The following is a 13,208-nucleotide window of genomic DNA, read 5'->3' as shown; positions in this document are numbered from 1 at the left end:
AATTATCCACAGGAGCGTGGCAATGCGTTGGGCGACCTATTTCGCCGTCCTGGCCTCGGTACTTAGCGTCGGCTTGGCGCTGGGTGTCAGCATGCCGCTGGTGTCCCTGCGTCTGGAAGGCTGGGGCTACGGCAGCTTCGCCATTGGCGTGATGGCGGCCATGCCGGCGTTCGGCGTATTGCTTGGCGCCAAGGTCTCCAGCCGGCTGGCCGCATGGCTCGGCACTGCCAATCTGATGCGTCTGTGTATGTGGTGCGGTGCGGTGTCCATCGGTTTACTGGCGATCCTGCCCAGCTACCCGATATGGCTGGTGCTGCGCCTGGTGATCGGGGTGATCCTGACCATCGTGTTTATCCTCGGTGAAAGCTGGATCAACCAGTTAGTGGTGGAGCAGTGGCGTGGCCGATTGGTGGCGCTGTATGGCTGCAGTTATGCCTTGAGCCAGCTGTCCGGGCCACTGCTGCTGGGCGTGATCGGCACCGACCATGACTATGGCATCTGGGTCGGCGTGGCTTTGTTGGTGATTGCCCCGCTGGCATTGCTGGGACGCTCCGGCGCACCCACCGCCGATTCGTTCAGCGTGACTTTCGTCGAGCTGTGGCGCTTTTGCCGCAGCCTGCCGGCGATTGCCTGGGCGGTGGCGCTGTTCGCCGCGTTCGAAGCGATGATCTTGACGCTGCTGCCGGTGTATTGCCTGCAACAAGGCTTTACCGCCGAGATTGCCTTGGCGATGGTCAGCACGGTGGTGGTCGGCGATGCGCTGCTGCAATTGCCCATCGGTGCGCTGGCCGACTACCTGCCACGGCGCACGTTGTTCCTGAGTTGTGCTGTGTTGTTGCTGGTGTCCAGCCTGGCGATTCCGTTGACGTTGCACACGCTGTTGATCTGGCCGATATGGGTGTTGTTCGGCGCCAGTGCCGGTGGGTTGTTTACCCTGTCGCTGATCCTGATCGGCGAGCGTTATCGCGACGATGCGCTGGTGCGCGCCAATGCCCACATCGCCCAGCTGTGGGGCATCGGTTGCCTGATCGGGCCACTGGTGGCCGGCGCGGGCAGCCAGTGGATCAACGGGCATGCCCTGCCGCTGTTGATGGCGGCGGGGGCGTTGGGGTTGGTCGTGCTATTGCTGCGCCAGGGCGCATTCGGTGCCGCACAGCCAGCCTGATTTGAAATGCGATCCTCTGTGGGAGGGGCTTGCGGCCTCCCGCAGAGGATTTGCGTTGTGTCAGAGCATGCGTTCCAGGCCGACGCGGGTGGCGAACCACGCATTGAACCGCCGCCACCAACTGCCAGGCTCGCGGGTCAGCGTGTGCAGTTGCCCGTCATCTTCGGTGACCCACACCACGTTGCCGTCCTGCAGTTTCGCCTCGTAACTCAAGGCGGGTGCCATGCCTTGCAACGCCAGGTTGCGCACGTGTTCCGCCAGTTCGGGGCTGTCCACCAAGACGCCGACTTCGGTATTCCACAACACAGAGCGGGGGTCGAAATTGAACGAGCCGATAAACGACTTCGTCCGATCAAAGATCATGGCCTTGCTGTGCAGGCTGGAATCCGAACCTCGGAAGGAGCCCCGGCGAAACAGGTGCGGGCTGCTGCCACCGCCGTCGCCGGGTTGGCGGCGCAGTTCATAGAGTTTGACCCCGTGCTCCAGCAGCGCCTTGCGATAAGGCGCATAGCCGCCGTGCACGGCCGGCACATCGGTGGCTTCAAGGGAGTTGGTCAACAGGCTCACCGATACACCCGCGTCGGCGCGCCCCGTCAGGTACACCAGCCCAGGCTGCCCCGGTACGAAGTACGCCGAGATCATTATCAGCTCATGGTTGACGCCTTCCAGCTCCGGCGCGAGTTGGGTGGTCAGCAGCAGGCGTGGGTCCGGGTCGGCCTTGGCCAGCACCTTGCTCGGTGCGTCCCACAACGCCTGGTTCCAGGCCCAGATCAGCTCGCGGCGCCAGATGTCCATGCGCGGTTGGGTCTGGTAGGTGCGCAGGCGGTTGTACAGCGCGTGATTCTGCTGGCGTGACTCGGCCAACGACGCCTCCAGGCGCACGCGCGCGGCAGCCAGGTCGCCTTTGGAGGGGCTGTTTGAGACAAAATCGTCAATCGGTTTGCTCAGGGCGCTGTTCCAGTACTGATCGAAACTGTGCCCGAGCTGCTCGGCCACCGGCCCTACGCTGAGCATGTCGATATCGGTGAAATTCAGGTTTGGCTCGGCGTCGAAATATTCATCCCCCAGGTTTCGCCCGCCGACGATGGCCACACTGTTGTCCGCCAGCCACAGCTTGTTGTGCATGCGCCGGTGTTGCAGCGACAGGTCGAACAGACGGCCCATGGCCCGCGTCACACCGGTGCTGCGCCCCAAGTGCAGGGGATTGAACAGGCGAATCTCGATCTTGGGGTGGGCGGCGAGGGTGGCGATGATCTGGTCGAGGCCGTCGCTGGTGGTGTCGTCCAGCAGGATGCGCACACGCACGCCACGGTCGGCGGCCTTGAGCAGTTCATCCACCAGCATGCGCGTGCTGATGCCGTCGTGGACGATGTAGTACTGCAGATCGAGGCTGGTCTGGGCGTTCCGGATCAGCTCGGCGCGGGCCATGAAGGCTTCGCTGCTGTTGGGCAACAGGCGGAAACCGGAGCGGCCCTGGTAAGGCGCGGCCTGGGCCTGGATCGAGCGGCCGAACGACGACTGTGCTGCCGGCAGTGCGTCGCTGGGGATACGCGGTGTGCTCACTGTGGCGCAGCCACCCAGGGTCAGGGCTCCCAACAGGCAAAACGGTAAAAGCCGTCGAATCATCAAGGGAGGCACTTCCAGTTCAGGGCGGTTGTCGGCATATGACGGCGATTTCTCGTGAAAGGTCAGTCCGCCGACTCGGCCAACATCTTTATCGCCGCGACACCGACCTTGCGCACCGCTTCTTCAATCTGCGGGGTTGGCTTGGCACCGTAGTTCATACGCAGGCAGTTCCGATACTTGCCCGATGCAGAAAAGATGCTTCCCACGGCGACCTGGACACCTTGTTCTATGAGCACCCGGTTGAGTTTCAGAGTATCGAAGCCCTCCGGCAGTTCTATCCACAGCATGAAGCTGCCCTGGGGGCGGCTGGCGCGCGTGCCCGCCGGGAAATAGCGGCTGACCCAATCGAGCATCAAGTCGCGATTGCGCTGGTATTGGGTGCGCATGCGCCGCAAATGCGGCTCGAAATGCCCACCCTTGAGAAATTCGGCAATTGCGATCTGCGGTTGGGTCGCGGTGGAGCCGGTGCTGATGTATTTCATGTGCAGCACCCGTTCCAAGTAGCGCCCCGGTGCCACCCAGCCAATGCGCAGGCCCGGCGCCAGGGTTTTCGAGAAGGAACTGCAGAGCAGCACGCGGCCATCTTCGTCGAAGGATTTGATGGTGCGCGGGCGTGGGTAACTGTAGGCCAATTCGCCATACACATCGTCTTCGATGATCGCCACGTCAAAACGCTGTGCCAGGGTCAACAAAGCGCGTTTGCGTGCCTCCGGCATGATGTAGCCCAACGGGTTGTTGCAGTTGGGGGTCAACTGAATGACTTTGATCGGCCACTGCTCCAGGGCCAACTCCAAGGCTTCGAGGCTGATGCCGGTGATGGGGTCAGTGGGGATTTCCAGGGCTTTCATGCCCAGTCCCTTGAGGGTCTGCATGGCGCCGTGGAAGCTCGGCGAGTCCACCGCGACGATATCGCCGGGGTCACAGATGGCGTGGATGCTGGCGGACAGCGCCTCATGGCAGCCGGTGGTGATCACGATGTCTTCGGCGGTCAACTGGCAGCCGGAATCCAACGACAGCCGGGCGATTTGCTCACGCAGTTCCATACAGCCGAGGATGTTGTCGTAATACAGCCCCGGCAGATCCTGGCGCCGGCTGACGCGGGCAAGGCTTCGCAGCAGGGGTTTGAGGGTGGGTGACAATACATCCGGCATGCCCCGGCCCATCTGTATGACGTCTTTTCGCGGCACAGCGCGAATCAGTTCCAGCACTTGGTCCCACTGGGAGATTTCTACCGGGCGTTGGGCGGGGCGGCCTATTTCCGGCAGGGCCGGCAGCTCGCGGCCAACGGGAACGAAGTAGCCGGACTTGGGCTTGGGCATCGCCAGGCCGTTGTCTTCCAGCAGGCGATAAGCCTGTTGCACGGTGCTGAGGCTGACCCCATGTTCGACGCTCAAGGCCCGCACGGACGGCAATCGATCACCGGGGCGATAGAAGCCCTGTTCGATGCGGGTGCCCAGCAATTCGGCGAGATTGACATAAAGGGTCATGACGGTCGCTCCCAGTGGACCAGTACAGATAGAGAGAAAATACAGGATTCACTGGCCCATAGGCAGTGTCTGTATGGATTTAATAAAGGTAGGTTGAATCTGTAATGGTTTTTGCCGTTCGCCCATGCTTGTCACTCAAGGCAACACGCCACTGAGGGGCAACAACATGAACGGCATGAGCGATGTGCGGCTGGCGCTACACAGTCAGGAACTGGAAGCAGGGCAGGAGCGGGCACTGTCTGCGCTCACGGGTAACCGCTGGAGCCTGTTCTGGCACCGTCGCCACACGCGCAAGGCTTTGCTGACCCTGACCTGCGAGCAATTGCAGGATATCGGACTGACTGCCGAGCAGGCGCGCCAGGAAGGCTTGAAGCCTTTCTGGCGCGGTTGATCACACCAGCTCTTTGAGGCGGTGCCAGAGCATCCCCAGCGCCAGCAGCGGCGAGCGCAGGTGCTGGCCGCCGGGGAAGGTGATGTGCGGCACCTTTGCGAACAGATCGAAACGCCCCTGCTGCTGGCCGCTGATGGCTTCGGCCAGCAGCTTGCCCGCCAGGTGTGTGGCGTTGAGGCCATGGCCCGCATAAGCCTGGGCGTAATACACGTTGGGTTGATCCGCCAACCGACCGATCTGCGGCAAGCGGTTGGCGCCGATGCCGATCATGCCGCCCCACTGGTAGTCGATTTTTGCGTCGGCCAACTGCGGGAACACCTTCAGCATTTTCGGCCGCATGTAGGCGCCGATGTCCTGGGGATCACGGCCGGAGTAGTGGCAGGCGCCGCCGAACAACAGGCGACGGTCGGCGGACAAGCGGAAATAGTCCACCGTCACCCGTTGATCGCACACCGCCATGTTCTGCGGCAACAGGTTGGCGGCCTGCGCTTCGCTCAAGGGTTCGGTGGCGATGATGTAGCTGCCGGCGGGCAGCACTTTGCCGCTCAGGTGCGGGTTGAGGCCGTTGAGGTAGGCGTTGCAGGCCAGTACCAGGGTCCTGGCACGCACGTGGCCGTGGGCGGTGTGCACCTTGACCTCGGGGCCGTAGTCGATGCGTGTCACTTCGGACTGCTCAAACAACTGCGCGCCCAACTGCTGCGCGGCGGCCGCTTCGCCGAGCGCCAGGTTCAGCGGGTGCAGGTGGCCTGACCCCATGTCGATCATGCCGCCCACATAGCGGTCGGAACCGATGACGCTGCTCATCTCGGTAGCTTGCAGCAGGCGCACTTCATGGCGATAGCCGAGGCTGCGCAGTTCTTCGGCGTCTTCGGCGAGCCCGTGCAGGTCGCGAGGCTTGTTGGCGAGGTCGCAGTAGCCCCAGGTCAGGTCGCAGGGGATCTGGTAGCGCTCGACGCGCTCACGCACGATCTCGACGGCTTCCAGGCCCATCAGCTTAATCTCGCGCACGCCATCGCTGCCGATCACATTGGTGAACTGGTCCAGGCCGTGGCCGACGCCGCGAATCAGTTGCCCGCCATTACGCCCGCTGGCGCCCCAGGCGATCTTGCGCGCCTCCAGCAACACCACGCGCAAACCACGCTCGGCCAGTTCCAGTGCCGTGTTAAGCCCGGAAAACCCCCCGCCGATCACGCACACGTCGGCAGTCACTTCGCCGGTCAACACCGGGTAATCGGGCTGCGGCAGGCTGCTGGCGGCGTAGTAGGAAGCGGTGTGCCGGGCGCTGGCGGTCATGGGGAGCATCCCTGTTTGGAAAATTTGACGCAGGATACAGCGGTCGGACGAAGCTGTCTGTGCGGTGCGTTTTGCGTCAGAATCCACGCCTATTCGCCGTTTGGTACCTGCTTCGATGAGTTGCAACAGTCAGAAAGTCAGCGCATTGCGCCGCCAGATTCCTTCGTTCGAGTGCGTCCCCGGTTGCCACGACTGCTGTGGGCCAGTGACTACATCGCCCGAGGAAATGTCGCGACTGCCGCGTAAGACTGCTGCCGAACAGGACGCGGCAATGGACGAGCTGAACTGTGTGCACCTGGGGCCCAACGGTTGCACGGTGTATGACGAGCGGCCGTTGATCTGCCGCTTGTTTGGCACGACCAAAACCTTGCCATGTCCCAATGGGCGGGGGCCGGTGGAGCTGATTCACCCGAGGGTGGAGAAGCAGATCCACGAGTACATGGCGAGTACCCGGCAGGTGCTGGTGTAGCGGCTTTACTCGATCAACTGTGTCAGTCAGTCGGGGATCGGCAGGTTCAGGCTCTCTTTCACCTCTTCCATCACGATGTAGCTCTTGGATTCGCGCACGTGGGGCAGCTTGAGCAGAATGTCGCCCAGCAATTTGCGGTACGACGCCATCTCGGAAATCCGCGCTTTTACCAGGTAGTCAAAGTCGCCGGACACCAAATGACACTCCAGCACATGGGGCAGTTTCAGCACGGCCCGGCGGAATTCCTCAAAGGTGTCGCCGGATTTGTAATCGAGGCTGATCTCGACAAATACCAGCAGACTGCCCTTCAAATGCTGGGGATTGAGCCGCGCGTTGTAGCCCATGATGATCCCTTCGCGCTCCAGCCGGCGGACCCGTTCGGTGCACGGCGTGGTCGACAGCCCGACCTTTTCACCCAGCTCTGTGAACGAGATACGCCCGTCGGTTTGCAGGATGCGCAGGATATTGCGGTCGATCTTGTCCAGCTCCCGCTTGGTCTGGGTGTTGGTACGCATAGGGGATACGCCTCTGTGAAAAGGGTTTCTGCCGAGAATTGTCGCCAAATATAGGCATTTATATAGTGAAATGCACTGGTGATTGCTTTTTATACTGCGCTCATCATTGCTCGAACAACACACGTCGGCGGCCAAGCCGCGATGAGGATATAAAAATGCGCGTTCTGGTCTTGGGTAGCGGCGTCATTGGTGTGACCAGTGCCTACTATTTGGCTCGGGCCGGTTTCGAGGTGGTCGTGGTCGACCGCCAGCCAGCCGCTGCCATGGAAACCAGCTTCGCCAACGCTGGCCAGGTGTCGCCGGGCTATGCCTCGCCATGGGCCGCACCGGGCGTGCCGCTCAAGGCAATCAAGTGGCTGCTGCAACGCCACGCGCCGCTGGCGATCAAGGCCACGGCCGATATCGATCAATACCTGTGGATGGCGCAGATGCTGCGCAACTGCACCGCCAGCCGGTATGCAGTGAACAAGGAGCGCATGGTGCGCCTGTCCGAGTACAGCCGCGACTGCCTCGACGAATTGCGCGCCGAGACCGGCATTGCCTACGAAGGCCGCAGCCTGGGGACTACCCAGCTGTTCCGCACCCAGGCCCAGTTGGATGGCGCCGCCAAAGACATCGCCGTATTGAAAGAATCCGGCGTGCCCTTCGAACTGCTCGACCGCGCCGGCATTGCCCGCGTTGAACCGGCCCTGGCCAGCGTCACCGATATTCTCGCCGGTGCCCTGCGTCTACCTAACGACCAGACCGGCGATTGCCAGATGTTCACCACTCGCCTGGTCGACATGTGCAAGCAGTTGGGCGTGGAGTTCCGCTTCGAACAGGATATCCAGCGCCTCGACCATGCCGGTGATCGTATCAACGGCGTGTGGATCGACGGCAAGCTGGAAACCGCCGACCGCTACGTGCTCGCCCTCGGCAGCTACTCGCCGAAGCTGCTCAAGCCGCTGGGGATCAAGGCGCCGGTGTACCCGCTCAAGGGTTACTCGCTGACCGTGCCGATCACCAACCCGGCGATGGCGCCGACTTCGACCATCCTTGACGAGACCTACAAGGTCGCGATCACCCGTTTCGACAACCGCATCCGTGTCGGTGGCATGGCTGAAATAGCCGGTTTTGACCTGTCGCTCAACCCGCGTCGGCGCGAAACCCTGGAGATGATCGTCAACGACCTTTATCCTCAGGGCGGCGATCTGGCTGCTGCCGAGTTCTGGACCGGCCTGCGCCCGACCACACCCGACGGCACACCGATTGTCGGTGCCACTCCCTTCAAGAATCTGTTCCTGAACACTGGCCATGGCACCCTCGGTTGGACGATGGCCTGCGGCTCCGGCCGCTTGCTGGCTGATCTGATGGCCAGGAAAACCCCGCAAATCAGTGCCGCGGGCCTCGATATTTCCCGTTACGGCAACCACCAGGAGTCCGCACAACATGTCAATCCAGCGCCAGCTCACCAATGAGCGCATGAGCCAGATCGTCGTCCACAGCGGTACCGTGTACCTGGCCGGGCAAGTCGGTGACGACATGAACGCCGCAATTGAACAGCAGACCCGTGAAACCCTGGCCAATATCGAGCGCTTGCTGGACCTGGCCGGCACCGACAAGACCAGGCTTTTGTCCGTGACGATCTACCTGAAAGACATCGACGCCGATTTCGCCGGCATGAACGCGGTGTGGGACACGTGGCTTCCAAAGGGCGTCGCTCCGGCCCGCGCCACGGTTGAAGCCAAACTGTGTGAGCCAGAAATCCTGGTAGAGCTGTCCGTCGTGGCCGCGCTGCCTTAAACCAAGATCCCTCTCCCGGTGCCGAAGCAGTTGGTCGGTGCCGGTTTTTCTTCACTTTGCCGCCTAGAAGCCTGCCGCCATGCGTCCAGCCCGTGCCCTGATCGACCTCCAAGCCCTGCGCCACAACTACCAATTGGCCCGTGAAGTCACGGGGGCCAAGGCCCTTGCCGTGGTCAAGGCCGACGCCTATGGCCATGGTGCCGTGCGGGTGGCCCAGGCGCTGGAAGCCGAGGCTGATGGGTTTGCCGTCGCGTGTATCGAGGAAGCCCTGGAGCTGCGCGCTGCCGGGATTCGTGCGCCGGTGCTGCTGCTGGAAGGTTTTTTTGAAGCCGACGAACTGCCGCTGATCATCGAGCATGATCTGTGGTGCGTGGTGCATTCGCTTTGGCAGCTGGAGGCGATCGAACAGGCCAGGCTGGGCAAACCCCTGACGATCTGGCTCAAGCTGGACTCGGGCATGCATCGCGTCGGCCTGCACCCCAAGGATTATCACGAGGCCTACCAGCGCCTGCTGGCCAGCGGCAAAGTCGCGAAAATTGTCTTGATGAGCCACTTCGCTCGCGCCGACGAACTCGATTGCGTCAGCAGCAATGAGCAAGTCGCCGTGTTTGAGGCGGCGCGCCAAGGCTTGGCGGCTGAGGTCAGCCTGCGCAATTCACCGTCGGTGCTGGGCTGGCCGAGCATGTCCAGCGACTGGGTGCGCCCCGGCATCATGCTTTACGGCGCGACGCCATTTGGCGAAGACCACGCCATTGCCGCACGTCTGCAGCCGGTGATGACCCTGGAATCGAAAGTGATCTGCGTACGCGAACTGCCGGCCGGCGAGCCTGTGGGCTACGGCGCCCGGTTCATCACGCCCAAACCGATGCGCATCGGCGTGGTTGCCATGGGGTATGCCGACGGCTACCCGCGCCACGCGCCCACCGGCACGCCGGTGCTGGTGGCCGGGCAGCGCAGCCAATTGCTGGGGCGTGTGTCCATGGACATGCTATGTGTCGACCTGACGGACGTGCCCCAGGCCGGTCTGGGTTCCACGGTGGAGTTGTGGGGCAAGCACATCCTTGCCAGTGACGTCGCAGTTGCCGCCGAGACCATTCCCTACCAGATCTTCTGCAACCTGCGTCGAGTGCCAAGGCTCTATTGCGAGGCTTGAGCGTCAGGCACGAACACCGCGCCCTGGGATTTAGGCCCAAGTGTTGTAAATACTGAACGCTGTCGCCATGATAACGCTCAATTACAACAAAGCCTGAATCCTAGGAGGCTCCTGCATTGGACGTCGGCGAACGACTGCAATCCATCCGTAAACTGAAGGGTCTTTCCCAGCGCGAGCTCGCCAAGCGTGCGGGTGTCACCAACAGCACCATTTCGATGATCGAAAAAAACAGTGTCAGCCCCTCGATCAGCTCCTTGCGCAAGGTGCTGGGCGGCATTCCCATGTCGATGGTCGAGTTCTTTTCCGAAGAGATCCTCCAGGAAATACCGACCCAGATCGTCTATAAAGCCAATGAGCTGATCGACATCTCTGACGGCGCCGTCACCATGAAACTGGTAGGTCGGGCGCACCCGAGTCGGGCCATCGCGTTTCTCAACGAGATCTACCCGCCTGGCGCCGACACCGGTGAAGAAATGCTCACCCACGAAGGCGAAGAAACCGGGATTCTGTTGGAAGGTCGCCTGGAGTTGGTGGTCGGTCTTGAAACTTTTGTGCTCGAAGCCGGCGATAGCTACTACTTTGAAAGTACCAAGCCTCATCGTTTTCGCAATCCGTTCGACGTACCGGCGCGACTAATCAGCGCAGCCACACCCGCGAACTTTTAAGAGTAGAGGCGTCCTGCCAGCGTTGCAGAGACACCCTGGCTGTATTCCGCAAGGTTGAATCTCCCTTTATTTAATAGGGTTGTTTCAGCCCGGCGGGCTAACCGTTATACTTTCGCCGCCTGCGAAACCGTGGCCGCAGGCGTGAATAGCCACCATTGAGGGTGAACGCGTGAACCTAATTATGAAAATGCTGGCTGCACCAGCAACCGTACTGGCCCTATGGGCTGTGAGCGCACAAGCTGCGACCAATGATGACATTGCCAAGCGCCTGGAGCCCGTGGGCCAGGTCTGCGTCCAGGGCCAGGAATGCAAAGGCATGGAAGTCGCCGTGGCCGCAGGCGGTGGTGGTGGTGCGAAAACCCCGGATGACATCATCGCCAAACACTGCAACGCGTGCCATGGCACCGGCCTGCTGAACGCGCCGAAAATCGGCGACACCGCCGCCTGGAAAGAACGCGCCGACCACCAGGGCGGCCTTGATGGCATCCTGGCCAAGGCCATCACCGGCATCAACGCCATGCCGCCTAAAGGCACATGTGCGGATTGCTCGGATGAAGAGCTTAAAGGGGCGATCAAGAAGATGTCCGGCCTGTAATTAGCCGATCTTCGCCAAAAAAGCCGCTTACGAGCGGCTTTTTTGTGCCTGTGATTTAGGTTTCGGGCTGGTGATTGCAGCAAAGACCCGGCAAGCTCGGTCCAACCCCTAATCATGGAATGTTCAGGAGGGTCGGATGGTGCAGTTGTGTTCAATCGAGCAAGCAGTTGACGACGTACTGGCGCGTTTGCCGGCGCATATCCACATGGGCATGCCGCTGGGCCTGGGCAAGCCCAATCTGTTCGTCAATGCGCTGTACCGGCGTGTCGCCAAGCTGCCGGAGCGGGCGCTGACGATTTACACCGCGCTGAGCCTGGGCCGGCCAACGATGGGCGATGGCTTGCAGAAGCGCTTTCTCGAACCCTTTATCGAGCGGGTGTTTGGGGATTACCCCGAGTTGGAGTTTCTCGCTGCCCTGCATTCAGACAGCCTGCCGAAGAACATCCACGTGCAGCAGTTCTTCATGCAGCCCGGCAGTCTGCTGCACAGTACGTCGGCCCAACAGGATTACGTCAGCAGCAACTACAGCCACGCCGCCCGCGATATCAATGCCGCAGGCCTGAACCTGGTGGCGCAGTTGGTCGCGAGCAGCGCCGAGCACCCAGACCGCCTGAGCCTGAGCTGCAACCCGGATATCACCCTCGACCTGTTACCGATGATCGCCAAGCGCCGTGACGCGGGGGAAACCATCCTGATCGTCGGCCAGGTTCACACCGATTTGCCCTACATGCCGGGCGATTCCGAGTTGGGCATGGATGCGTTCGACTACCTGATCGATGCAAAGGACAGCACCACGCTGTTCTCCACACCGAACATGCCGGTGGGGTTCCAGGACCATTTCATCGGCCTGCATGCCAGCACGCTGGTGCGCGATGGCGGCACCTTGCAGATTGGTATCGGTTCCATGGGCGATGCGCTGACCGCCGCCTTACTGGCGCGCCAGGCCGATAATGAAGCGTACCGCCTGCTGCTGACCGACCTGGATGTGTACCAATGGGCACCGCTGATCAGCCACGAAGGCGGTGTCGACCCCTTCGCCCGTGGCCTTTACGGGTGCAGCGAAATGTTCGTCAACGGCCTGTTGGTACTGGCGGATGCGGGAATTGTGCGGCGCAAGGTATACCCGGATATCGCGACCCAGGAACAAGCCAATGCCGGCTTGCTGGACGATGCGGCGCAGCCTGACGGCGTGTCCATCCACGGTGGTTTCTTCCTCGGGCCACGCAGTTTTTACCAGCGCTTGCAGGAAATGACCCACGCCAAGCGCCTTGAATTCAACATGACCCGCATCAGCTACATCAACGAGCTGTACGGCCAGGAAGAACTTAAGCGTTTGCAGCGCCTGGATGCTCGGTTTATCAACAGCGCGATCATGGTGACGTTGCTCGGCGCGGGTGTGGCGGACCAGTTGGAAGACGGCCGCGTGCTCAGCGGCGTAGGCGGGCAGTACAACTTTGTGGCCCAAGGCCATGCGCTGGAAGGTGCGCGGTCGATCCTGATTTTGCGCAGCTGGCGCGAATCGGGCGGAGAGGTCAGCTCCAATATCGTCTGGGATTATGGGCACTGCACTATTCCTCGGCACCTGCGGGATATCGTCATCACCGAGTATGGAATCGCCGATCTGCGCGGTCAGACGGATGCCAAGGTGATTGAGGCATTACTCAATATCACCGACTCCAGGTTCCAGGATGACCTGATCGAAGAGGCACAGAAGGCGGGCAAGTTGCCCAAGGATTTCCAGCTCGATCCGCGATTTATCGACAACACACCGGAGCGGCTCAAGGGGATTCAGGCGCGGCATCGGCGTTTGTTTCCGGAGTACCCGCTGGGCAGCGATTTCACGGATGAAGAGCGGGATCTGTTGCGCGCATTGAACTGGCTCAAGAGCAAATTCAAGCTGACGGAAATTCTGGAGTTGGGTAAGGCGGCGCTGGATGCACCGGAGCCGCAAGCGTTTCCCGAGCATTTGAAGCGGATGCGGTTGGATAAACCGGAGGGGCTGAAAGAAGACTTATACCAGCGCCTGCTACTGGCCGGCCTCCAAGCCACCGCGCACTAACAAGCAAC

13 protein-coding genes are annotated in these 13,208 nt (G+C 61.4%); 9 read left to right on the top strand and 4 right to left on the bottom strand.

Translation table 11 applies throughout. The features are described from left to right. The first annotated feature begins 22 nt into the window (after positions 1-22). Positions 23-1,165: an MFS transporter gene (locus AOA60_RS20625; protein WP_099586011.1), complete on the top strand. Its 1,143-nt coding sequence runs from the start codon at positions 23-25 to the stop codon at positions 1,163-1,165. Positions 1,166-1,225: 60 nt separating this feature from the next. Here the strand turns inward: AOA60_RS20625 and AOA60_RS20620 are convergent, their stop codons facing one another. Beyond that, the gene (locus AOA60_RS20620; RefSeq protein ID WP_099586010.1) at positions 1,226-2,791 is read right to left on the bottom strand and encodes a phospholipase D family protein; all 1,566 of its coding nucleotides are present in this window, start codon (positions 2,789-2,791) and stop codon (positions 1,226-1,228) included. 62 nt (positions 2,792-2,853) lie between these two features. After that, positions 2,854-4,278 carry a PLP-dependent aminotransferase family protein gene (locus AOA60_RS20615; protein ID WP_099586009.1) on the bottom strand — a complete coding sequence of 475 codons (1,425 nt, stop codon included), beginning with the start codon at positions 4,276-4,278 and terminating at the stop codon, positions 2,854-2,856. A 166-nt stretch (positions 4,279-4,444) separates the two neighbouring features. Here AOA60_RS20615 and AOA60_RS20610 point away from each other — a divergent pair, with 166 nt between their 5' ends. Beyond that, positions 4,445-4,669 (top strand): DUF1127 domain-containing protein, encoded by a 225-nt coding sequence (locus tag AOA60_RS20610; RefSeq protein ID WP_099586008.1) that lies wholly within the window; start codon positions 4,445-4,447, stop codon positions 4,667-4,669. On the opposite strand, the gene AOA60_RS20605 is transcribed toward AOA60_RS20610, so the two are convergent. Continuing rightward, entirely contained in the window at positions 4,670-5,962 is a 1,293-nt protein-coding gene (locus AOA60_RS20605; RefSeq protein ID WP_099586007.1) for an FAD-binding oxidoreductase, read from the bottom strand. A 115-nt stretch (positions 5,963-6,077) separates the two neighbouring features. Between AOA60_RS20605 and AOA60_RS20600 the strand changes: the two genes are divergently transcribed. Further along, positions 6,078-6,431: a YkgJ family cysteine cluster protein gene (locus AOA60_RS20600; protein WP_099586006.1), complete on the top strand. Its 354-nt coding sequence runs from the start codon at positions 6,078-6,080 to the stop codon at positions 6,429-6,431. Between the two features lie 26 nt (positions 6,432-6,457). On the opposite strand, the gene AOA60_RS20595 is transcribed toward AOA60_RS20600, so the two are convergent. Then, complete coding sequence (locus AOA60_RS20595; protein WP_003176896.1) at positions 6,458-6,946, bottom strand: Lrp/AsnC ligand binding domain-containing protein; 489 nt, start codon at positions 6,944-6,946, stop codon at positions 6,458-6,460. A 155-nt stretch (positions 6,947-7,101) separates the two neighbouring features. Here AOA60_RS20595 and dadA point away from each other — a divergent pair, with 155 nt between their 5' ends. The 6 genes from dadA to AOA60_RS20565 all read left to right on the top strand — a co-directional run bounded on the left by dadA (position 7,102) and on the right by AOA60_RS20565 (position 13,200). Continuing rightward, a complete protein-coding gene (gene dadA / locus AOA60_RS20590; protein ID WP_099586005.1) occupies positions 7,102-8,403 on the top strand; it encodes a D-amino acid dehydrogenase in 1,302 nt (433 codons plus the stop codon). Further along, on the top strand, positions 8,375-8,728 hold the full coding sequence (locus AOA60_RS20585; RefSeq protein WP_099586004.1) for a RidA family protein: 354 nt from the start codon (positions 8,375-8,377) through the stop codon (positions 8,726-8,728). The genes dadA and AOA60_RS20585 overlap by 29 nt, the downstream gene beginning before the upstream one ends. Positions 8,729-8,807: 79 nt before the next feature. Then, complete coding sequence (gene alr / locus AOA60_RS20580) at positions 8,808-9,881, top strand: alanine racemase (RefSeq protein ID WP_099586003.1); 1,074 nt, start codon at positions 8,808-8,810, stop codon at positions 9,879-9,881. A gap of 116 nt (positions 9,882-9,997) precedes the next feature. Beyond that, positions 9,998-10,546 (top strand): cupin domain-containing protein, encoded by a 549-nt coding sequence (locus tag AOA60_RS20575; RefSeq protein ID WP_005792468.1) that lies wholly within the window; start codon positions 9,998-10,000, stop codon positions 10,544-10,546. Between the two features lie 181 nt (positions 10,547-10,727). After that, positions 10,728-11,141 carry a cytochrome c5 family protein gene (locus AOA60_RS20570; protein WP_099586002.1) on the top strand — a complete coding sequence of 138 codons (414 nt, stop codon included), beginning with the start codon at positions 10,728-10,730 and terminating at the stop codon, positions 11,139-11,141. Positions 11,142-11,277: 136 nt separating this feature from the next. Beyond that, positions 11,278-13,200 carry an acetyl-CoA hydrolase/transferase C-terminal domain-containing protein gene (locus AOA60_RS20565; RefSeq protein ID WP_099586001.1) on the top strand — a complete coding sequence of 641 codons (1,923 nt, stop codon included), beginning with the start codon at positions 11,278-11,280 and terminating at the stop codon, positions 13,198-13,200. The last annotated feature ends 8 nt before the right edge of the window (positions 13,201-13,208 follow it).

This window comes from Pseudomonas sp. 2822-17, from assembly GCF_002742485.1.
In the GTDB taxonomy this organism is placed as follows: domain Bacteria; phylum Pseudomonadota; class Gammaproteobacteria; order Pseudomonadales; family Pseudomonadaceae; genus Aquipseudomonas; species Aquipseudomonas cyclaminis.
Note: the sequence above shows the minus strand (reverse complement) of the source record. Positions and strands in the feature narration are given on the sequence as shown.